Annotated in this window: 21 protein-coding genes; 10 read left to right on the top strand and 11 right to left on the bottom strand. The window is 72.7% G+C overall.

The window, feature by feature from the left end:
* The first annotated feature begins 3 nt into the window (after positions 1-3).
* Positions 4-585 carry a lysophospholipid acyltransferase family protein gene (locus VMS22_04105; protein HXJ33201.1) on the top strand — a complete coding sequence of 194 codons (582 nt, stop codon included), beginning with the start codon at positions 4-6 and terminating at the stop codon, positions 583-585.
* 406 nt (positions 586-991) lie between these two features.
* Here the strand turns inward: VMS22_04105 and VMS22_04110 are convergent, their stop codons facing one another.
* The gene (locus VMS22_04110) at positions 992-1,894 is read right to left on the bottom strand and encodes an SDR family NAD(P)-dependent oxidoreductase (GenBank protein ID HXJ33202.1); all 903 of its coding nucleotides are present in this window, start codon (positions 1,892-1,894) and stop codon (positions 992-994) included.
* Between the two features lie 78 nt (positions 1,895-1,972).
* Here VMS22_04110 and VMS22_04115 point away from each other — a divergent pair, with 78 nt between their 5' ends.
* Both VMS22_04115 and VMS22_04120 read left to right on the top strand, forming a co-directional pair.
* A complete protein-coding gene (locus tag VMS22_04115; GenBank protein HXJ33203.1) occupies positions 1,973-2,404 on the top strand; it encodes a nuclear transport factor 2 family protein in 432 nt (143 codons plus the stop codon).
* Positions 2,405-2,416: 12 nt separating this feature from the next.
* Positions 2,417-2,956, top strand: coding sequence for a nuclear transport factor 2 family protein (locus tag VMS22_04120; protein ID HXJ33204.1), 540 nt, complete (start codon positions 2,417-2,419; stop codon positions 2,954-2,956).
* Positions 2,957-2,976: 20 nt separating this feature from the next.
* Here the strand turns inward: VMS22_04120 and VMS22_04125 are convergent, their stop codons facing one another.
* Positions 2,977-4,605, bottom strand: a complete 1,629-nt coding sequence (locus tag VMS22_04125; protein HXJ33205.1) for a hypothetical protein — start codon at positions 4,603-4,605, stop codon at positions 2,977-2,979.
* 77 nt (positions 4,606-4,682) lie between these two features.
* Between VMS22_04125 and VMS22_04130 the strand changes: the two genes are divergently transcribed.
* Positions 4,683-5,693 (top strand): TIGR03617 family F420-dependent LLM class oxidoreductase, encoded by a 1,011-nt coding sequence (locus VMS22_04130; protein HXJ33206.1) that lies wholly within the window; start codon positions 4,683-4,685, stop codon positions 5,691-5,693.
* A 5-nt stretch (positions 5,694-5,698) separates the two neighbouring features.
* On the opposite strand, the gene VMS22_04135 is transcribed toward VMS22_04130, so the two are convergent.
* The 4 genes from VMS22_04135 to VMS22_04150 all read right to left on the bottom strand — a co-directional run bounded on the left by VMS22_04135 (position 5,699) and on the right by VMS22_04150 (position 7,414).
* Positions 5,699-6,130 carry an HIT family protein gene (locus tag VMS22_04135; GenBank protein ID HXJ33207.1) on the bottom strand — a complete coding sequence of 144 codons (432 nt, stop codon included), beginning with the start codon at positions 6,128-6,130 and terminating at the stop codon, positions 5,699-5,701.
* A 33-nt stretch (positions 6,131-6,163) separates the two neighbouring features.
* Positions 6,164-6,475, bottom strand: a complete 312-nt coding sequence (locus tag VMS22_04140) for a hypothetical protein (GenBank protein ID HXJ33208.1) — start codon at positions 6,473-6,475, stop codon at positions 6,164-6,166.
* Positions 6,465-6,683: a hypothetical protein gene (locus tag VMS22_04145; protein ID HXJ33209.1), complete on the bottom strand. Its 219-nt coding sequence runs from the start codon at positions 6,681-6,683 to the stop codon at positions 6,465-6,467. The genes VMS22_04140 and VMS22_04145 overlap by 11 nt, the downstream gene beginning before the upstream one ends.
* Positions 6,684-6,970: 287 nt before the next feature.
* Complete coding sequence (locus VMS22_04150) at positions 6,971-7,414, bottom strand: arsenate reductase ArsC (GenBank protein ID HXJ33210.1); 444 nt, start codon at positions 7,412-7,414, stop codon at positions 6,971-6,973.
* 126 nt (positions 7,415-7,540) lie between these two features.
* Between VMS22_04150 and VMS22_04155 the strand changes: the two genes are divergently transcribed.
* A complete protein-coding gene (locus VMS22_04155) occupies positions 7,541-8,377 on the top strand; it encodes an enoyl-CoA hydratase-related protein (GenBank protein HXJ33211.1) in 837 nt (278 codons plus the stop codon).
* 265 nt (positions 8,378-8,642) lie between these two features.
* Here the strand turns inward: VMS22_04155 and VMS22_04160 are convergent, their stop codons facing one another.
* A complete protein-coding gene (locus VMS22_04160; protein ID HXJ33212.1) occupies positions 8,643-10,451 on the bottom strand; it encodes a HAMP domain-containing sensor histidine kinase in 1,809 nt (602 codons plus the stop codon).
* A 163-nt stretch (positions 10,452-10,614) separates the two neighbouring features.
* Between VMS22_04160 and VMS22_04165 the strand changes: the two genes are divergently transcribed.
* The 4 genes from VMS22_04165 to VMS22_04180 are packed head-to-tail and all read left to right on the top strand — an operon-like array spanning position 10,615 to position 14,887.
* Entirely contained in the window at positions 10,615-11,586 is a 972-nt protein-coding gene (locus tag VMS22_04165; GenBank protein HXJ33213.1) for an LLM class flavin-dependent oxidoreductase, read from the top strand.
* A complete protein-coding gene (locus VMS22_04170; protein ID HXJ33214.1) occupies positions 11,583-11,984 on the top strand; it encodes a hypothetical protein in 402 nt (133 codons plus the stop codon). The genes VMS22_04165 and VMS22_04170 overlap by 4 nt, the downstream gene beginning before the upstream one ends.
* Position 11,985: 1 nt before the next feature.
* Positions 11,986-12,501, top strand: coding sequence for a carboxymuconolactone decarboxylase family protein (locus VMS22_04175; protein ID HXJ33215.1), 516 nt, complete (start codon positions 11,986-11,988; stop codon positions 12,499-12,501).
* Between the two features lie 4 nt (positions 12,502-12,505).
* Positions 12,506-14,887 carry a Tex-like N-terminal domain-containing protein gene (locus VMS22_04180; GenBank protein ID HXJ33216.1) on the top strand — a complete coding sequence of 794 codons (2,382 nt, stop codon included), beginning with the start codon at positions 12,506-12,508 and terminating at the stop codon, positions 14,885-14,887.
* Here VMS22_04180 and VMS22_04185 read toward each other — a convergent pair.
* Positions 14,802-16,118 (bottom strand): SAM-dependent methyltransferase, encoded by a 1,317-nt coding sequence (locus VMS22_04185; protein ID HXJ33217.1) that lies wholly within the window; start codon positions 16,116-16,118, stop codon positions 14,802-14,804. The two genes, VMS22_04180 and VMS22_04185, sit on opposite strands and share 86 nt — an antisense overlap.
* A gap of 13 nt (positions 16,119-16,131) precedes the next feature.
* A complete protein-coding gene (locus VMS22_04190) occupies positions 16,132-17,655 on the bottom strand; it encodes an endonuclease/exonuclease/phosphatase family protein (protein ID HXJ33218.1) in 1,524 nt (507 codons plus the stop codon).
* A 108-nt stretch (positions 17,656-17,763) separates the two neighbouring features.
* Here VMS22_04190 and VMS22_04195 point away from each other — a divergent pair, with 108 nt between their 5' ends.
* Positions 17,764-19,185 carry a hypothetical protein gene (locus VMS22_04195; protein ID HXJ33219.1) on the top strand — a complete coding sequence of 474 codons (1,422 nt, stop codon included), beginning with the start codon at positions 17,764-17,766 and terminating at the stop codon, positions 19,183-19,185.
* 12 nt (positions 19,186-19,197) lie between these two features.
* On the opposite strand, the gene VMS22_04200 is transcribed toward VMS22_04195, so the two are convergent.
* Positions 19,198-19,956 (bottom strand): OmpA family protein, encoded by a 759-nt coding sequence (locus tag VMS22_04200; GenBank protein ID HXJ33220.1) that lies wholly within the window; start codon positions 19,954-19,956, stop codon positions 19,198-19,200.
* On the bottom strand, positions 19,946-20,659 hold a 714-nt coding region (locus tag VMS22_04205), incomplete at its 5' end, for a MotA/TolQ/ExbB proton channel family protein (protein HXJ33221.1). The genes VMS22_04205 and VMS22_04200, both read right to left, overlap by 11 nt.

Below are 20,659 nucleotides of genomic sequence, written 5' to 3' on the forward strand. Positions count from 1 at the left end.
CCAATGCGGATTTTGCGGGGAATCGGGGTGGCGTTCCTGTGGCTGTTCGGCTGGCGCCTGGAGGGCGAGATCCCGCCCGGGCTCGAAAAGAGTGTCGCGATCGCGGCCCCGCACACGACCAACTGGGACCTGCCGTTCATGCTCGCCGTCTCCTGGGCGCTCGGCGTCCACCCGGCCTGGCTCGGCAAGCGGGAGCTCTTCCGCTGGCCGTTCGGCTGGCTCATGCGCGGTCTGGGTGGCGTCCCGGTCGACCGCGACCGCCGCACGAATCTGGTCGACCAGGCGATCCAGCGCCTGGCCGAGGCCGACCGACTCTTCCTCGTGATCCCCCCGTCGGGGACCCGCAGCCGCGCCTCCCACTGGAAGTCGGGCTTCTACCACATCGCCCGCGGCGCCCGCGTCCCGATCGTCTGCGCGTTCCTCGACTACAGCCGCAAAGTCGGCGGCGTGGGCCTGATCTTCACCCCGACGGCCGACCTCGGCGCCGACATGGACCGTCTGCGCGTCTTCTACCGCGACATCCGCGGGCGGTATCCTTCTCTCGAGACGCCGGTGCGCCTCTCGGAAGAGGACGCTGCGGCGTGACGGTCTTCGCCTGATCCGCTCGCGGAGGGGGCGGGGTCACCCTCTTCGCTCGCGGTCCTCGGCCCGTGCGCGCGGCGTAGGCCGCGGCGCCGGTAACGCAAACCGTTGCGCGCGCATGGGCCTGCGGGCTCGCTCCGAGGGTGGCCCCGCCCCCTCTGCGAGGGCGCAGTCGGGAACGTCATAGGCAGCGGTCATCGCCGGAGGATCGGTCGCTCGCGAGCGGGACCTTCGGCGGCTGTCGCAGCGGCGCTTTGCGAAGCGGATGGCGGGCGGCGGGGTGTCGCTCGGAGCGAGCCCGCAGGGCCTTGCGCGCGCAACGATTGGCGGCAGGGTGTGTCGGCCTACGCGGCGCGCATGGCCCGAGGACCGCGAGCGAAGAGCGACACCCCGCCGCCCGCGACCGCCATCACAGGAAACCGGGCTCCCGCGGCGAGTCCCCGAAGAGCTCGGCCTTGCGCCGAATCAGATCCTCCGCGGTGATCGCGCCCCCGTCCTTGGTGATCTGGTTCACGATGTGCCAGCCGCGCACGAGGACGACCTGGCCACCCCAGACGACGAAGCCCTGGCCGTTGAAGTCGCTCGCGTGCTCGCTCGCGAGGAAGACGACCAGCTCCGCGGGCCACGCCGGGTGGAACATGTCGAAGCCGGACTCGGGCTCGTCGAACATCGCGTGGTTGGGCATCGAGAGGGTCATGCGCGTGCGCGCCCGCGGCGCGATGAAGTTCGCCCGCACGCCATACTTCCCCATCTCGCGCGCGGTGCTGATCGTGAGCGCGGCGATGGCGGCCTTGGCCATGGCGTAGTTCGCATTGCCGGCCGAGCCCATGAGGCCGGCCTCGGACGACGTGTTGATCACGCGCCCATAGGCCGTGCCGTCGCGCTTGGCGAGCTCGCGCCAGCGCTCGCAGGCGTGGCGGATCATCGCGAAGTGGCCCTTGCAGTGGACCCGCATCACCAGGTCGAACTCCTCCTCGGACATGTTGAAGCTCATCCGATCGCGGAGGACGCCCGCGTTGTTGACGACGATGTCCAGGCGGCCGTGCTGATCGTACGCCTGCTCGACGGTCCGCCGCGCGCCGTTCCAGTCCGAGATGTCCTCGCGGTTCGCGCTCGCGCTGCCGCCGGCGGCCTCGATCGCGCCCACGACCTCGTCGGCAGGCGACACGTCCTTGCCCTCGCCCGAGAGCGACGCGCCGATGTCGTTCACGATGACCTTCGCGCCGTGCCGCGCGAGCGCGAGCGCCTCCTCGCGGCCGAGGCCACGCCCCGCGCCGGTCACGATCGCCACTTTTCCGTCGAGCAGACCCATGCGGCTCGCGTAGCCCACGCGCGGGGCGAGGGTCAAGGATTGCGCGACGGCGGGAAAAGATGCGAGGGTCGGCCCCCGATGCAGGACGGCCGGACCGCGATCGCGACGCTCGTCTTCACCTACGCCGAATGCATCGACACGGGCGATCTCGACGGTCTCGCGGGCCTCTTCGAGCGCGCCGTCTTCCGTTCGGATCGCGGCGGGCACTACGAGGGATCGGCGGCGGTGCGCGAGGTGATGGGTCGTCTCGTCATCCTGCACGCGGATGGCACGCCGCGCACCAAGCACGTGACGACCAACCTCGTCGTCGACGTCGACGAGGCGGCGGGGACGGCGACGGCCCGCTCGTACTTCACGGTCTTCCAGGCGACGCCGTCCGTTCCGCTGCAGCCGATCGTCGCGGGGCGCTACCACGATCGCTTCGTGCGCGACGACGGCCGCTGGCGGTTCGCCGATCGCCTCGTCTTCATGGACCTCGTGGGCAATCTCAGCGATCATCTACGCACCTGAGGGAGGAGCACGATGGGCAAGTACGGCCGCGACGAGCTCGAGCGCGCGTTCATCCACTACTGGCGCACCGGCGCCGCGGGCGAGGATTGGGACGCCTGGGCCGACCTCTTCACCGAGGACTGCACGTACTTCGAGCACTGGTACGGCCTCATGCACGGCCGCGAGACGGTGCGGAAGTGGATCGTGCCGGTGATGGACAAGTACCGCGAGATCTACACCGGCTACGAGTGGCACGTCGTCGACGACGCGCGCGGCCAGGTCGTGTTCTACGTGCAGAACCGGCGCGACCATCCGAGCGGGAAAGGCACCTGCGACTTCCCGGGCGTCTCCATCATCACCTATGCGGGCAACGGCACGTGGAGCCGCGAGGAGGACTACTGGGCCGTCAAGGGTCGCGAGACGGCGATGAAGGAGTACGAGGAGGCGTGCAAGAAGTACGACCCCGATCACCCGAAGAAGGCGACCCGCAGCTTCTGGGGCGTCGGGCCGGACTGGATCCACGGCGGAACGACGTACGCGACGCGTCCGAAGGCGCCGGTCTGGAAGGGATGATCGCGACGCGCCCCGCGTGATCAGCGCTCGGGCTCGAAGAGCGCGAGGCCGTCGAGCGGCGTGCGCGTGAGCCCGGGCGGCGCCGCGGGCGGCGCGTGCTCGGCCCACACGACGACGCCGAGGCCCCCGAGCGGGCCCGGACGCCACGGCGGCACGCGGAGCCCGAGGAGACGGCGCACGATCGGGAGCTGATCGAACGGATCCTCGATCCCGAGGAGCTTCGTGAAGGCCATCGGTGCGACGGCACGGCGGCAGCTCGCCATCCCGCACGTGCGCGCGACGCGGCGGAGCGTGCCGGGCACGTCGGTGAAGCCGCGCAGCGCGACGCGATCGGCGATCCCGTAGGCTTCGAGGTAGAAGTCGAGGACGGGATTCGCGAGGTGGCCGGGCCGGTTGCGCTCGGCGAGCAGCAGCAGCGTCTGGTCCGGCGCGAACCCCGCGACGCGCGCCGCGAGCCGGCGCGTGAGGCCGGCGAAGTCGCGGTAGGTCTTGGTCTGCTGGAAGAACGGAATCGGGTTCGCGACGTAGGCCTGGACCCGGGAGACGCCCGGAGCGAGGGCGAGGACGGCCCCTACCAGCAGTGCCGGGGCGCCACGGATCGCAACCCGCTCGAGGAGCCCCGCCGCTGCGAGACCGCTCGCGAGGTGCAGCATCGGCAGCAGGAAGATCGCGTGCCGCGGATGATAGTAGTAGCGCTTCCACTGCGCGATCGTGACGATGAGCGGCACCGCCGCGATCGCGAGCGCGATCACCGCCAGCAACGGCGTGGTCGTGCGATCGCGCGCGACCACGAAGGCGACCGGCACGGCGAGGCCGAGCGCGAACGCGAAGGGGAGGTTGCTCGCGGCGAAGAAGTCGATCGTCCCCGTGAGCGCACCGAACGGGCGGAGCCAGACCGGCGCGCCGCGCGGATACACGGTCGTGATGGCGCCGGGCGCGAGGTAGGCGAGGACGACGGCCGCGAGCGCGCCGCCGCTCGCGAGGAACGCGACGAGCGGCCCGGCGCCCTCGCCACGCCGCCACCGGCGGACGAGCGCCACCGCCAGCACCACGCACTCGGCGGCGATCGGAAACAGGCCGTAGAGCCCCGACATGACGTAGGCGACGTTCACGGCGGCGAACAGCGCCCAGCGTCCCGGACGATCGGGTCCGCGCACGACGCGCACGAACGCGCCGAGGTTCGCGATCGTCATCAAGACGTAGAGCGAGTAGAAGCGCGCCTCGGCGGCGTAGAGGACGTGCGGCATCGACGTCGCGAGGAGCGCGAGCGCGACGATGCCGGCGACCGGCCCGCCGACCGAGCGGGCGACGAGCCACAGGGCGGGCAGGGCGGCGCAGCTGAGCATGGCGGACGGCACGCGGTAGTAGCGCTCGAGCCCGGCCGGCTCGGGTCGCGCGGTCGTGCGGAGCCATGCGTGCAGGACGAGGTAGTCGAGCGGCACCGCGGCTGCGTTGCCGGTCCCGGGCGCGACGCCGTCGCGGACCTCGTGCCAGACCGTGCCGATGTCGTCGGCGTCGGCGGTGCGGATGTGCACGAGCTCGTCCCACCACAGGCTCGGCGTGCCGAGGTGATGGACACGCAGCCACGCGCCGCCCGTGACGAGCAGGAACGCGAGCACGAGCTCCAGGGGTCGCAGCGGGCGGCGCATGCGGCGTCGGGCTCGCATAGCACGCCCGGGTGGCCGCTCGCACGGCGGCGGCGGAGCGGAGTAGAACCTCGCCCACCATGAAGATCGAGGGCGCGCTCACCCCGGCCGACGTGACCCGGACCGGCGCCGCGGCGCGCGCGCTCGAGGCGCAGGGCTTCGACGGCATCCTGTCGTTCGAGGGCGCCCATGATCCGTTCCTTCCGCTCGCCGTCGCCGCCGAGCACACGACGCGCGTCGAGCTCACGACCGCCATCGCGATCGCCTTCGCGCGCAACCCCATGGTGTGCGCGTACACGGCGAACGACCTGCAGCTCCTCTCGAAGGGTCGCTTCGTGCTCGGGCTCGGCACCCAGATCCGCCCGCACATCGAGAAGCGGTTCGGCGAGACGTGGTCGCGCCCGAACCGGCGCATGCGCGAGTTCGTGCGCGCGATCCGCGCCATCTGGCGCGCCTGGGACACGGGCGAGCGGCTCGACTTCCGCGGCGAGCTCTACACCCACACGCTCATGACGCCGTTCTTCAGCCCGGGGCCGAATCCGTACGGCCGGCCCCGCATCTTCCTCGCCGGCTTCGGCCCCGCCATGATCGGCGTCGCGGGCGAGGTCGCCGACGGGTGGATCGTGCACCCGCTGAACTCGCCCGGCTACGTCGCCGCCGTCGGGCTGCCCGCGCTCGAGCGCGGCCTCGCCGCGTCGGGGCGCTCGCGCGAGCAGGTCGAGATCGCGTGCCAGACGATCACGATGATCGGCTCGACCGACGAGGAGATCGCCGCCGCTCGCGGCAAAGCGAAGGGGCAGATCGCGTTCTACGGCTCGACGCCCGCGTATCGCGTCCTGCTCGAGCACCACGGCTGGGGCGATCTGCAGCCCGAGCTCAACCGGATGTCCAAGCAGGGACAGTGGTTCGAGATGATGCGGCTCGTGACCGACGACATGCTCGACACGATCGGCGTCTCGGGTCGCCCGGCGGAGGTCGGGCGTGCGCTCCGCCGCCGCAACGCGTGGGCGTCGCGCACGAGCCTCGTCCTCTACAACGAGACCGAGCCGGATGCCGTGGTCGATCTCGTGCGGGCGTTCAAGGCGGGCTGAGGCGCTCAGCGCCCGAGCGCGCGGCGGAGGCTTCCCACCAGGCGCTCGTGCTCCGCGATCGGCAGCACGAACCGGCGCTCGGAGAGCGGGCGCACCCAGATCGGATGGAGCGGCTCGGGGTCGTCCGCGTAGCGCGGGATCACGTGCCAGTGGACGTGGCCGACGAAGTTGCCGAGGCAGGCGTAGTTGAGGCGCGCCGGCTGGGTCTCGCGCCGCAGCGCCGTCGCCACGCGCGTGACGTCGTCCCACAGGCGTCGCTGCCGTTCGATCGGGAGCGCGTCCAGGTGCTCTTGGTGATCCTTGAGGAGCAGGATGCAGTAGCCGCGATAGCGTTGCTCGTCGGCGAGCGTGACGTGCGATTCGGAGAGCGTCGCGACGAAATCGCGATTGGTCCCTTCACCGATGGCGGCGATGCGGGCACACGCGGAGCACTCCATCGGGCGTGGTCGTAGCGCACTCCGGGAGCCGGGTCACCCGGCCGGGCCCCGCCCCTCGACGGCACGGCGAATGCTGCCGGCGTCGAGGCCGAGGGCGGCGCACACGTTCTCGAAGCTGAACGGCCATTGCTCGTCGATGGCGCGGAACCAGGCGCGCGCCGGCTCGCGCGGGTAGGCAGGACGGCCGCGCCGCCGCACGACCACGAGCCGGCGCGTCTCGCGCTCGAGGTCGGCGAGGGCCTGCTCGAGGACGGCGGCGGCGAGGCGCCGCTCCGGGGCGCACGCCACCGGGACGAACGCCGGCACGTCGACGGCGATGCGAGCCGGGAGATCGTCAAGCAGCATGCAGCTCCCCTCGTCCCCGGGCGGCCGGCGTCGACACGACCCGGGTGGACAGCAGCGGGTCGCGGGGGGCGGCGCCCGCCTCGAACACGATCCGGTGCGTCACCTCGTAGTGGGCGCGCAGCACGACGTCCTCGCACGAGGGCGACAGGCGCGACCCGACGATCCGCTCCCACAGACACAGTCGACAGGCCAGACGCTTGCTTCCCATGCGCGCCCTCCTCACGCCCGAGCGTAGTCGAGCTTCGTGACGGGGAGGTCGCTATCGCGGTGACGATTCGATGATGATGGCGTTGTGGGCACTTCCGGACGGGAGGAGCGGCGCCGCACATTCCGCGCCCGAGTCGCGCACTCGCTGGTTCTCGGCGCAGCGCTTCTTGTCGTGCGTATCTGTTCTGTCGCGCCGGCTTTGCCGGCCGCGACACCCCGGTCGCGCGTGCCACGACCGCGACACCCTCGCGTTCCCCCCGCCCCAAGACGTAGTCTTGGGGCGGAGGCCTAGGCTCCGGCGGCTTCCACCTCGGCCACCCACGACCGGATGTGCGCGTCGATCTGGTCACGCAACTGTCGAAAGGCCTCGAGACGATCGCCGGTCGCGTCGTCGCTCTCGAGCGGATCGGCGCACGGCCATCGCAGCGTCTTGCCGGCGAACGGATAGAGTCGGGGCGCGCTGGCCTTCGCGGCCTGCGTCAGGATGATCGCGTAGTGGACGGGAACGCGCGCGAGGAACTCCTTGATCCGCTTCGAGCGCAGCCGCGTCGCTTCGATGCCGACCTCTTCCAGGACCTGGCGCGTGAGCGCGGTCACCTCACGCGGCTCGAGGCCCGCGCTCGCGACCTCGAAGCGCTCGCCCGCATGCCGGTGCAGGAGCGCCTCCGCGATCAAGCTGCCGGCCGCATTCGAGCCGTCGAGGAAGAGTACGTGGGGCTTGTCTCGCGGCATTCACCACCTCGTGTAGTGATTCGTGAAAGGCCCATTTGGTAGGCCCGACGCCGGACCTGGGTCAAGCCCCTACCGGTCAGGTCCGAGAAAGTGGCCGACTTCCGGGACCTTCTGGTAGGAGGCCGCATGGCCTACGAGCACCTTCGGGTCGAGATCGACGACGGCGTCGCGCTGCTGACGCTCGATCGTCCCGAGCACATGAACGCGTTCTCCGGCCCGATGGGGGCGTCGCTCGCGGCGGCGTATCGCGAGTGCGACGGGCGGGACGACGTCCGCGCCGTCGTGCTCACCGGCGCCGGCCGCGCCTTCTGCGTGGGCGCCGACCTGTCGGCGGGGGGCGAGACCTTCGCCAAACGCGACGAGCCGGAGTTCAGCGCCGATCCGGTCGCGTTCCCGGCCTGGGACGTGCGCAAGCCCGTCATCGCGGCGGTGAACGGCCACGCGATCGGCATCGGTCTCACGCTCGCCATGCAGTGCGACATCCGTCTCGTGGCGCGCGAGGCGAAGCTCGCCTTCGCGCACGTGCGCCGCGGTGTGCTGCCCGACGCCCACTCGCACTGGACCGTCCCGCGCGCGATCGGCTTCGCCCGCACCGCCGAGCTCTTCCTCACCGGCCGCCACGTGACGGGTGAGGAAGCCGCCACGATCGGGCTCGCCAGCCGCGCCCTTGCGGCGGCCGAGGTGCTGGTGGCCGCTCGCGAGATGGCGCGCGACGTCGCCGTCAACTGCGCACCGCTGTCGGTGGCGCTCTCGAAGCGCCTCCTGTGGGAGAGCCGGGGGCTCACGCGCGACGAGGTCGGGCAGCGCGAGACGGCATACCACCATCTCGTCATGGGACGTCCCGACGCGCTCGAGGGCGTGATGGCGTTCCTCGAGCGCCGCGCGCCGCGCTGGCAGCTCGCGGTCCCGCGCGACTACCCAGAGCCGGCCCAAGAGTGCGTCTTGGGCCGGGGGCGAGATTGATGCGCTCGTGGTACGCGCGACCGGCATGTCGCGGCCGGCGAAGCCGGCGCGACACACTAGATACGCGCGCTACCCAGGCGCGCCGCTCGTTGCGCACAGAGGGACACCGGCATGGACGGCAGTCCGCTGATCTGCCCCGCGTCGACCTAGAGGGGCGCGTACCTGCGTTGTCGCGCCGGCTTTGCCGGCCGCGACATGCCGGTCGCGCGTGCCACCGACGCCACACTCTCGCCCCCGAGCCAAGACGTAGTCTTGGCTCGGATTGCTATCCTGTCGCGCGCAGCGCCAGGGTGGCGGGCACGCGGACGACGAAGGTCGAGCCGGCTCCCGGCTTGCTCGAGACGTCGACCATGCCGCCCAGCAGCGTCGTCAGGCGCTTCACGATGTGGAGCCCGAGGCCGACGCCCCCGAAGCGGCGCGTGTCCGAGCCGTCCACCTGACGGAACATCTCGAAGATCACCGGCAGCGCCTCGGCGGGGATGCCGATGCCGGTGTCGGCGACGGTGAGGGCCAGGAGGTCGTCCTCCCACGTGGCCACGACCCGCACGTGCCCCGCGTTCGTGAACTTGAGCGCGTTGCCGACGAGGTTCTTGAGGATCGTCTTCACCTTCGCCCGATCGGTGACAATCGCGGGGCGCATCGCGCTCTCCCACGAGAGCTCGACGGCGTCCGGAACGAGAGGCTCGAGCTCGATCGCGAGCTCCGCGAACAGGGAGTCGAGCACGACCGGCGCGCGGTCGACCGTCTCGCGTCCGGCCTCGAGGCGGCCCACGTCGAGCGTGGCCGTCACCAGCTCGAAGAGCTCCGCGGAGCTGCGCTGCACCCGGTCGAGCATCTCGCGCTGCGGGAGCGTGAGCGCGCCGGCGGCGCCCTCGAGCAGCATGTCCGTGTAGCCGGTGATGACGTTGAGGGGCGTGCGCAGCTCGTGCGACATGGTCGCGACGAACTCGGACTTGAGGCGGCTCGCGGCTTTGAGATCGGCGATCAGGCGGGCGTTCTCGATCGCGATCGCGGTGGCATGTGCGATCCCGAGCGCGAGGCGTCGCTGGCGCGCGCTGAACGGCCCCGTGCGGTGGACGTAGCCGTGGATCTGGGTGCCGAGGGCTTTGCCGCCGGCCGCGATCGGCGCGCAGAGCACGGACGACGTGTCCATGCGCCGGAGCAGATCGGCCGGCATGAACGCCTGGTGGGCCGCGTCGGGCATCTCGAGCAGCTCGCCGGGGCGCACGGCGCCGACCATCGGCACGCTCGAGATCGGCCACTCGATCTCCCGCAGCTCGGCGACGAGCTCCGCACGCGAGCCCGCGTTCGCCACCAGGCGCGTCGCCTTGTGCACGTCGTCCCAGATGTACGTGCTGCTCCAGTCGCAGCCGAGCGCGTCGCGGGCGAGCGCGCACACGGTGTCCAGCATGTCGCTCTGGCCCAGGTGCTCGCCGAGCGCTTCGCCGATGCGCACCAGCGTCGAGGCGACGTGCGCCTCTTCTTCCGCGAGCGCCTTCGAGGCGGCGAGCGCCGCGTCGGCACGGAAGCGGTCGAAGCGCGCGCGCTCGAGCGCGTGCGCGATCAGGGCCGACGCCCCGGCGGTGGCGTAGAACCCGACCGCGAGGTGCGCCACGGCGGTGAGCGAGCCGTAGATCACCGCGAGCGACGTCACGCCGGCGCTCGTCATCGCGAAGGCCGTGACGGCCTGGGGCAGCGCGCCCCACGGCAGGAACGCCGACGTGATGAGGCAGCCGAGGACGCTCATCGTCGAGGTCGCGTAGACGTTGTGCGAGAGCACGTCGGAGAGCGCGCCCGTCCCGAACACGAGGGTCATGACACCGATCAGGACCAGCGTGGCGCGCCGCCGCACCGGCGTCCCGCGGAGCGCAAAGATGCCCGCGCCGGCGACGGCGATCTGGAAGAGCGCGATCGCAAGCAGCGGCCCGAAGACGTGCCGGTTGGCGACGAAGTCCGCGACCGTGAACGCGGAGACGGCCGCGATGATGAGGGCGCAGCCCGCGCGGCCTTGCTCGGCGAGCTGCGGGAGCGACGCGTCTCGGAGTCGGGAACGATCTGGAGCGGTCTCGGTCATTGATTTGTCAGCGACGCAACGGTGACGCACCGCCACGCGCCCGACGGACCCGGGCTAGCCGGGACGAGTCGCTGCGCGCGAGCAGCCAGCACCACGATCTGAAAGCAACCGCCATGCCGCCTGCATTGACGCCGCGGGGGCGCCGCCGCTAGAACCCGCGCCGATGCCCGCCATGGTCGGTCTGCGTTTCGATCTCCGCGTGCCGCCGTTCGCGGCGACCACCCACGCTCGCCAGTACGAGGCGTGCCTCGACATCTGCGAATGGGCCGATCGCCTCGGCTTGGACGTCGTCGCGATCTCCGAGCACCACGGCGTCGAGGACGGCTACATGTCGTCGCCGATCACGCTCGCCGCCGCGATCGCGGCGCGCACGAAGCGCCTGCGCATCAGCATCGCCGCGGTCCTGGTCCCGCTCCACGATCCGATCCGTCTCGCCGAGCAGCTCGCCACGGCGGCGCTCACGAGCGACGGCCGCATCAGCATCGTCGCCGGCATGGGCTACCGTCCCGAGGAGTTCGAGATGGCCGGCGTCGACCGCACGCAACGCGGCAAGCTGTTCGACGAGTACGTCGGTGTCCTGCAGCAGGCATGGACGGGCGAGCCGTTCACGTGGCGCGGGCGGCGCGTGCGCGTGACGCCGAAGCCGGCGGCGCCGCCGATGATCCTGGTCGGCGGCTCGACGGCCAAGGCGGCCAAGCGTGCGGCGCGGCTGCGCTGCGGGTTCTTTCCGGCGATCGGCGACCAGGAGCTGGCGCGCATCTATCACGAGGCGTGCGCGGCCGAGGGATTCGCCGGCGGCTTCGTCGCCCTGCCGGGCGGGCCGGGCTTCGTCCACGTGACCGACGATCCCGAGCGCGATTGGGCGCGCATCGCGCCGCACGCGCTCTACGATGCGCGCACCTATCACGACTGGCAGACGCCGGGGCAGCGCTCGGAGGTCCACGTCGACGCGACCACCGAGGCGGGGGTTCGCGCGAGCGGCGTCTACCGCGTCGTCACACCCGAGCAGTGCGTCGGCATCGCGAAGGAGTACGGGCGCGTGATCCTGCATCCGCTGATGGGCGGCATGGACCCCGATCTCGGCTGGGCGGGCTTGCGCCTGTTCGCGGACAAGGTCCTGCCACACATTCGATGAGCTGGCTCGTGAACACCCCGGTGGTCCGCACGCTCGGCGACGCGCTCGCGCTGCGGCCGGATCTCCTTGCGGGCTATCGCGCCTTCGAGGCGACGGCCGCCGACCCGACGGTGATCGATCCCGCGCTCCGCGCGGCGTATCGCCGGCGCATCGCGGTGCTCGTCGGCGGACGCCCCGACCCCGAGGCGACGAGCCGCACCCCATCCCCTGCCCACGCCGTCGTGAGCGAGCTCGTCGAGCAGATCGTGCTCGACCCGCACGGCGTGACGGACGACCTCGTGGACCGGGTACGCGCGCACTACACGCCGCGCGAGATCGTCGCCATCGCGCAGGATGCCGCCGTGTGCGAGGGGCTGGCGCGCCTCGCGCGTCTGCTCGACGTCCGTCCGGAGCTCTGAGATGGCGCGCGTGCCGCTTCCGGATGCCGCGACGGCCGACGTCCAGCGCACCGGCGTCCTCGGCCACGAGCCGCGCCTGCTGCGGCGGTTCATGGAGCTGTACGGCCGTCTGTGGCGCGACGGGATCGTCGATCATCCCACCAAGGAGGTCGTCCGCCTCCGCAACGCGCGCGTCACGGGCTGTGGCTACTGCCGCAACGTGCGCTTCTCGATCGCGCGCGAGCACGGGCTCGACGAGGGGCAGGTGGCGCTCATCGCCGACGACTACGCCGGCTCGGCGCTGTCGCCCCGGCACCAGGCGGCGATCGCGCTGACGGACGTGCTCCTCGGCCGCCGCGCCGGGGTCGACGCCGCGCTCGCCGCCGAGCTGCACGGGATCTTCACCCCCGCGGAGCTGGTCGAGCTCGGCGTGACGGCGGCCCTCTGCATGGGCTTCTCCAAGATCGCCGTCACGCTCGGATCGGCGCCGGCGGACATGCCGGTCACGATCGTACCGACGCCCATGCCGCCCGAGTGAGCCCATGACCTTCGACGCGTTCCTCCACGCCGCCCATCCCCACATCCCGATCGCGGCCGCGCAGGCGGTGCTGGCGCTGGTCGCCGAGGGCGCGACGCTCCCGTTCATCGCGCGCTACCGCAAGGAGCGCACGCAGAACCTCGCCGAGCGAGACGTCATGGCGGTCGCCGACGCGAAGGAGCGGTACGACGCGCTCCTGCTCCGCCAGCGCTTCGTGTGCGAGGAGATCGCGCGCCAGGGCAAGCTGACGCCGGCGCTCCGCGCCGAGGTCGAGGCCACCTTCGACCGCGACGCGCTCGAGGACCTCTACGTGCCCTTCAAGCGCAAGCGCCGCACCCCGGCCGTCGCCGCCGCCGAGGCCGGCCTGGGGCCGCTCGCCGACTGGATCTGGAACTGCGGGCACGGGCTCGACACGCCGCTGCCCGGACAGACGCTCGACCTCTGGGCGTTCACCTTCCGGAGCGAGGAGCACGGCATCGCCGACGCGGCGCAGGCGATCGCCGGCGCCGAGGACATCCTCGTCGAGCGGATCGCGGAGATCGTGCCGCTGCGCACGCGCGTGCGCGAGGCGCTGGCGCGCGAGGCGTGGCTGCACGTGTCGCGCGGCGAGCGGGGCAAGGAGGGCGGGCGCTTCGCGGCCTACTTCGACGTGCACGAGCCCGTGGGCGCGATGCTCGATCCGGCGAACGCCCAGCGCTACCTCGCCATCCGTCGCGGCGTGAACGAAGGCGAGCTGCGGGTGGAGCTCGGCGGCGCGAGCGACGATGCCGATCTCACGGCGCGGCTGCGCGCACTGGTCGAGGCCGAGGCGTGCACGGTGGCCGACGCGCCCGGTGCGGACGTCCTCGGGCGAGCCGCGCGCCGCGCCTTCGACGCGCACGTTCTCCCCGCCGCCGAGACGGCCGTGCAGAAGGCCCTGCGTGCCGCCGCCGACGACATCGCCGTCGACGAGATCGCGGCGGGCGCTCGCGCGCTCCTCATGGCCGCGCCCTTCGGCCCGCGCGTCGTCATCGGCATCGACCTCGCGCCGCGCGGCGGTAGCAAGGTCGCCGTCGTCGGCGGGAACGGCCGGCCGATCGGCCAGGGCGTCATCCACGCCGGCGACGCCGAGAAGCGCGCCCGCGCGGGCGACCTCCTCGCCGAGCTGGTGACGGCGCACGGCGCCCAGGCGATCGCGATCGGCGACGGCCTCGCGAGCAAGGACGTCGTGCGCGGCGTGCGCGCGCTCGTGCGCGAGCGCGGCGCCGGCGTTCCGGTCCTCGTCGTCTCCGAGATCGGCGCCGGGGCGTGGGCGGCGAGCGAAGCGGGGCATGCGGACCTGCCCGACCTCGATCAGGCGACGCGGGCGGCCGTCACGATCGCGCGCCGCCTGCAGGATCCGCTGGCCGAGCTCGTCCGGCTCGAGCCGCGACAGCTCGCGGTCGGCATGCACGTGCACGACGTCTCGCAGCCGCGGCTCGAGCGCGGCCTCGACGCGACCGTCGCAGCCTGCGTCGCCGACGTCGGCGTCGACGTCAACACGGCGCCCGAGCATCTGCTCGCGCGCGTCCCGGGCCTCACGCCCGGGCTCGCGCGGGCGATCGTCGAGCAGCGCGGCGCGCAGGGACCCTTCGCGTCGCGCGCCGCCGTGCGCGCGGTGCCGCTCCTCGACCACCGCGCGTTCGAGCAGGCCGCGGGCTTCCTGCGCGTGCACGGGGGTCCCCACGCGCTCGACGCGACGGGCATCCATCCCGAGCGCTACGAGACGCTCGAGCGTCTGGCGGTGACGCACGGCACGGACGCCGCCGGCCTGTGCGGCGACGGTGCGAAGCTCGTGGCCGCCGCCGCGGCCGAGCTCGAGCCCGAGATCGGTCCCTACACCTTCGCCGACGTCGTGCGTGCGCTCGAGCAGGCGGGGCGCGATCCGCGCGGCGCCCTCGCGCCGGCCGATTTCGCGCCCGCGGTGCGGACGCTCGACGAGCTGACGCCCGGCCTCACGTGTCCCGGGATCGTGACCAGCGTCACCACCTTCGGCGCGTTCGTCGACATCGGCCTCGCGCAGGACGGGCTCGTCCACGTGTCGCGGCTCGCGGATCAGTTCGTGAAGGATCCGCACGCGGTCGTGAAACCGGGCGATCGGGTCGAGGTGCGCGTCGTGGGCGTCGATCGCGACAAGCAGCAGATCGCTCTCAGCATGCGGCGCGAGGCGCCCGCCGCGCCGGCCTCCCGCCCGGCGCCGTCGGTCTCGGCTCCGCGCCGCCCGCAGGAGCCGCCGCGTCGCGGCGGCGATCGCCCGAAGCCGCGTGAGCCGCGCCCCGCGTTCAACAACCCCTTCGCCGACCTCGCCTCGCAGCTCCGCGGCGGCGGCGGAAAATCGTCGGACCCGTCGAAAGGGCGATCATCCTGAAGCGGCTCGGCCGCCGGCCGAGGAACTCCTCGACGTCGCGCGCGATGCCGGCCGCGAGCGAGCCGCCCCGCGCGCCCTTCCGCGTCCACGTGATGGCGCCGCGTCGCCACTGGCGCTCGGGCCCGAGCCCCAGCACGTCGAGCATCCACGCCGCGGCGCGCGCGCGCGTGACGAGGGCGACCTCGCGCGGGCCGAGGCGCACCCCGGTCGCGTGCGCGAGCTCGCCCTGGCCGCCGTAGAACGTGATCGAGAGCCCGGCGTCGCGCGCCGCCTGGGCGACGACCGAGAAGTCGACCATGAACGTGACGTCGTCGCGCCCGGGCGCGTCGTAGACGCCGCGTCCCGAGCGCGGCGGCCCCGCAAAGACGCGCCGGCGCTCGGGCGCACGGAGGTGGAACGGGCGCAGCGCGCCGTAGTCGATCCAGAGCATCTCCGCCGTCCGGTACAGGCGCGCGACGTTGCCGACCAGCGCCGGGATCGCCGGGCAGGCGAAGTAGGGCGGGAACGAGCGCCCGGTGGCGAGACGTTCGGGACAGTACCTGGCGAGGAACGCGCGCAGCCCGGGTACGGCATCCACGGGCAGCGCGACCTCGCGATAGCGCAGGCGCTCGCCGCGCCGCAGGACGGGCGCGAGACCCGACCGCGTGACCGGGCGCCCGCGGCGGCTCGGCACGACGAAGACGACGCCCGGCCCGGCGACGATCTTGTGGTGCGCGAGGCAGTCGAGCACCTCGTTCGCGATCACGAACCCGACCCTGGCGAACGGCGCGCCCGCGGCCGGCCGGCGCGCGAGATCGGCGCGCGTCCACAGGACGCGGCTCGCGAGCTGCCCCAGCTTCGCGCGCTGGCGGCGCGCGAGCGCCGGGCTCCGCTCGACGATCCGGTAGCGGAACGCGCGTGCGAACCGTCGCCAGCGCGGCGTCACGGCGGTCTCGACGGCGGCGATCGTGTCGAGGCAGAGCTGGCCGTTGCCGGCGCCGATCTCGCAGACCTCGAAGCGCCGTGGGCGGCCGGTGCGCTCCCAGAAGCGCAGCGCCGCGCGCGCCACCATGCGGCCGAACAGCGGCGAGAGCGCGGTGGGGAAAGTGTCGTAGTGTCCGCCCTCGCCGAAGCGCACGATGCCGGTGCTGTAGTAGCCCCACGCCGGGTGGAAGAGCGCGTCGTCGACGAAGTCGCGATACGAGGGAAACCTGCGCGCGAGACGCGCGTCGGCGGAGGACGGAGCCGGCACCAGGACGGACGATCTAATCGCAGTTGACGTCGGCTTGCACGCCGCTGTGGTCGGACGACCAGCAGATCGCGGCGGGCGAGGGCCCGCACGGGGGCGCGAACGGATTGGGCTCGTCGGCGAACAGGCGCGTCGCGACGCCGTCGCCGTCTCCGTCGCCGGCGGGCTCGACCGTCGCCGAGCAGATCGACCCCGGACCCGGCGGGATCACCCAGATGTAGTCGATGCGCTCGGTCTGGCCGAGGCCGGGGCTCTCCAGGTCGGTCAGCGCGTCGTCGATGCGGCCCGACGTGCAGCCGACGCCGGAGAGGGCGTCGCACTCCGGGTTGCCGCCGGCGAGGTAGGCGTCGGTCCAGCCACGCGTCGCGTACTGCGCGTAGACGAACGATCCCGGCGTCTCGTTGAAGTCGCCGAGCAGCAGCGCCGGGGTCGCGACGTCGTGCGTCGCCTCGATGTGCCTGGCGACCTGCACGGCCTGGCAGTCGCGCACCGTGGTGGCGCCGGCCGCGACACAGTCGGCGGGGCAGGGCTCGCTGAACGCGACGCCGCACGTTCCGCCGGCGAGGTCGCTGCCCGAGGCCAGGTGCGTCGCGTACACGTCGAGCAGGCCGATCGGGTGGTCGATGCGGACGTGGACGACGTTTCGCAGCGGCCCGAGCAGGTCGAGCGTCTCCTGCACGAGCACCGGGAAGCGCGAGAAGATCATCTCGTCGTCGAACGGGTTCGCGCCCTGGTAGACGACGCCGTACGGCGCCGGGCACGCGTTCGTGAGCGCCGCCTCGAGTGCCGCCACGTTGTCGCCGAACGGCGGCCCGGCGTTGAACACCTCTTCGAGCGCGAGGACGTCGGGGCAGCCGCGCGCGACCACGAACTGGCGCAGCAGGTCGATGCGATCCGCCCGGCGGCAGCCGGCGCTGGCGCCCGGGCAGAAGATGCCGTGGAGGACGTTCAGATCGGCGGCCGTGACGTCGCCGTCGAGGCAGGCGGCGGGCGCGAGGGCGCCGATCGCCTTGTAGCGTCCCACCTCGTTCGCCTGCACCACGCCGCCGAAAGCGGCGCAGTAGCGCGTGCCGCCCAGGCGCAGCACGACGTGGAGCGGTCCCGTCTGCATGGCCTCCAGCCCGCACGGGAAGGCGCCGCGCGCCTTCACGACGACGCGGCCGCCGCTCTTGCGCGGCGAGAGCGTGATCGACTTCACGCCCTGGGCGCTGGCGGCGGCGTCGCGATAGCGCCATCCCTTCTGCGCGCCGTTGCCGGAGATCGGGGTCCAGAAGCCCGCCGGCAGCGCGATCTCGGCATGGCACTGGCCGGCGACGTTCGACACGAACACCCGCAGCGACGCGCCCGTCGTCGGATCGGGGAACGGCGCGACGATGTTCGGGTCGACCTGGGTGCGGAACGCGAGCGTCCGGCGCGCCGGATTGCGGGCGCCGATGCTGACGCTCTTGCCTTCCACGCGTACGTCGGTCAGCGCGGCGGCGCCGCCCGGCGCGGCTCCGAACACGACCGCGACGATCAAGCAGACGAGCGTCGTCTTCATCATCTCCGCATCCCACCCGGCCGACGACGACGTCAAGCGTTTTCACCTTGACGGTCGCGTCGGGCCGCGGGTATGGCGTCGAGCAAGGGGGTGTGTTTGGGCCGCGTCGTGATCGTCGCCTGGCTGGTGCTCTGCTCCCTGCCGGCGCTCGCCGCCGATCGGTCGATCTCGGGCGCGAAGCTCCTCCTGCGGCGCGCGCCGAACGGTTCCGAGAAGCTGATCTTCGTTTCGAAGGACCCGGGCTTTCTCTTTGCCGCGATCGGTGGCGCCGACGATCCGAGCGCCGCTGTGGGCGGCGCGACGATCGAGCTGTTCTCGCCCGCCGAGCCGAGCGGCGGCGCCGCGGTCGCGCCCCCGGTCGCGGGCACGCCGGGCTGGACCGCGCGCGACGCCGCCACCGACGTCTACCGCTTCGCCAACCGCAGCGCCCCCGACGCGTTCTCGGCGGTGCGCAGTGTGGTGCTGAAGCAGGGGCACACGCTCAAGTTCGTAGGCAGGCGTGCGGGTCTCGCGCTCGCCGGACCGCAGGGTGCGGTCGGGGTTCGTGTCACCACCGGGACGCTCCGCAACTGCGTCCTGTTCGGCCCGCCGACCGTTCGCAAGGACGTCGCGGGGATGTTCTCGGCCCGCGACGCGATCGCCGCCGGACTCCCCGACTGCGACAACGGCTCGCTCGGCGGTACCACCACGACGACGTCGACTTCTACGTCGACCAGCACGACGCTCCCCGTGTGCGGGAACGGGGTCATCGAGGGGTCCGAGAAATGCGACGGTGCCGCGCTGGGAGAGTGCAACTTCCCGGCGGGTGCGTGTGGCCCGCCCGGCTACTCGACCGCCTGTCAGTGCTGCACCTACGGTGGTCCCAATTCGGCGCTGCTGCCGTGCTGCGATCCCGGCGCGACGTTCTACCCAGGACCCGACTTCAGCGGATTCTGCGTCTCCCCGCGCTGCGATCCCCCCTTCACGTGCGGCGTCGGCCAATGCCAGCCGGACCACTCCTGCTGCTCCCCGAATGGCGGAGCCTGCGTCGTCGAGGTCCCGACGGGCTTCGCGACCTTCGCCTGCTGCGCCGGGCTCGAGTGTCGCGGGTTGGGCCCCCCCTTGGGGCAAGTCGAGAACTGCTGTGTCGGCGACCAGAGAACCTGCACGACCGACCAGGAGTGTTGCACCGGGCACTGCACGGGCGGCGTGTGCGAGACGTGCCGGAGCGCCGGCGCGTCGTGCTCCAACCCCGCCGAGTGCTGCTTCCCCTCTTGCAGCGGCGGGGCCTGCGGCGCGTGCCAGGCGGCCGGCGCGCCGTGCCTGGCGGACGCGCACTGCTGCAGCCGCTTGTGCGAGCCCACGACGCTCACCTGCTTCGGCGGCTGCGGCGGGACCGGCGCAGCGTGCACGAGCGGCGCGGACTGCTGCTACGGCTCTTGCACGGGCGGGACGTGCGACTGCCAGCCGGCGGGCGGCGGCTGCGTCACGAATTCCATCTGCTGCAGCGGCTCCTGCGACCTCTCCGGATCGCACACCTGCAATCCGTAGCGCCGCCCGCGCTCAGCCCTCGTCGGCCGCCCGTGGCCGCAGGCGGATCTCGACGCGGCGGTTGCGCGCTCGGGCCTCGTCGTCGGTGTTCGGCACGACCGGCCGGTGCGCGCCGACGCCGGCGGCGACGATGCGGCGCTCGAGCTCGGGATCGCCCGCGGCCAGCTCGCGCGCGACGGCCGCCGCGCGGGCGAGCGACAGCTCGAGGTTCGACGGGAATGCGGGCGTGTGGATCGGCCGATCGTCGGTGTGACCGGTCACGTCGACGAGGCAATCCGGCAGCGAGGTCGCGAGGTCGCGCACGGTCGTGAGGAGCGGCAGCGCCGCATCGGCGAGGTCCGCGCTCCCCGACGCGAACGCGATCGTGTCGGACATGGCGATCACGAGGTCCCGGTCGTGGATGCTCACGGTGACGGCGCCTTCGATGCCGCGCTGCTGGACGAACGTCGCGAGCTCGTCGTGATCGCGCACGAGGGATGTGCGATCCTCGCCGACGACGCTGGCCGCGGCGAGCGTCGTCGAGGACGTCGACGTCGAGGACGTCGTGGTCGTCGTCGTGGTCGTGCGCACGACGAGGGTCGTCGTCGAAGGCGGCGCCGGCATCGGGTCGGCCGCGCGTCCGGGTCGCGCGATGACCGCGCTCAGGACCACGAATGCGAAGAGCTGCAGCACGAGGTCGCTGAACGTGATCAGCCACGCGGTCTGCGCCGTCTGGTCGTCGTCGGACGGGGCGGCGCCGGGCGGCGGAACGGTGGGGCGTCTACGCCGCACGGGTCGAGAGGACGAGCGGGCTCGGCCGCGGCTCGGCGAGCCGGCGCGTGCCCAGATAGGCGCGCAGCACGTGCTCGATGCGCGTCGGGTACTCCTTGCGCTGCACGAGCAGGGCGCCGTCGATGATCATCTCGGTGCGCATCGCCTGCCGCCCGAGGTGGGCCTGCAGCTTGGTCGCGAGCGGCAGCACGACGACGTTCGAGAGGACGGCGCCGTAGAGCGTCGTGAGGACGGCGACGCCGAGGCCCGGTCCGATGGCGACGACGCTCGCGTGCCCGAGGTTGCGGAGCAGGACCGCGAGCCCGATGAGCGTGCCGATGAGGCCGAAGGCCGGGAAGAGCTTCGCGACGGTGAGCAGCACCTGCCGGGCGGCCTCGCCGTCGGCGGCGCGCATGCGGGCCTCGGCGACCAGCGCGTCCTCGAGCTCCTCGGCCGAGGCGGTGTCGAGGCCGTGCAGGACGGCCGCGCGGAGAAACGGGTCGGTCTCGCGCGCGAGCGCGCGCTCGAGGCCCGGCGCGCCCTCGACGCGGTGGGCGCGGGCGAGGTGCTGCACCGACGCCAGCACGTCCTCGTTGCCGACCGGCGGCAGGAGCGCATCGCCCACGAGCTGCCAGGTCTGCCGCAGGCGGCTCCACGGGAAGGTCACGCAGGTGACGGCGATCGTGCCGCCGACGGTGACGATGAGCGACGCCAGGTCGAAGAA

This window comes from Candidatus Eisenbacteria bacterium (genome assembly GCA_035577985.1).
Taxonomy (GTDB): domain Bacteria; phylum Desulfobacterota; class Binatia; order DP-6; family DP-6; genus DATJZY01.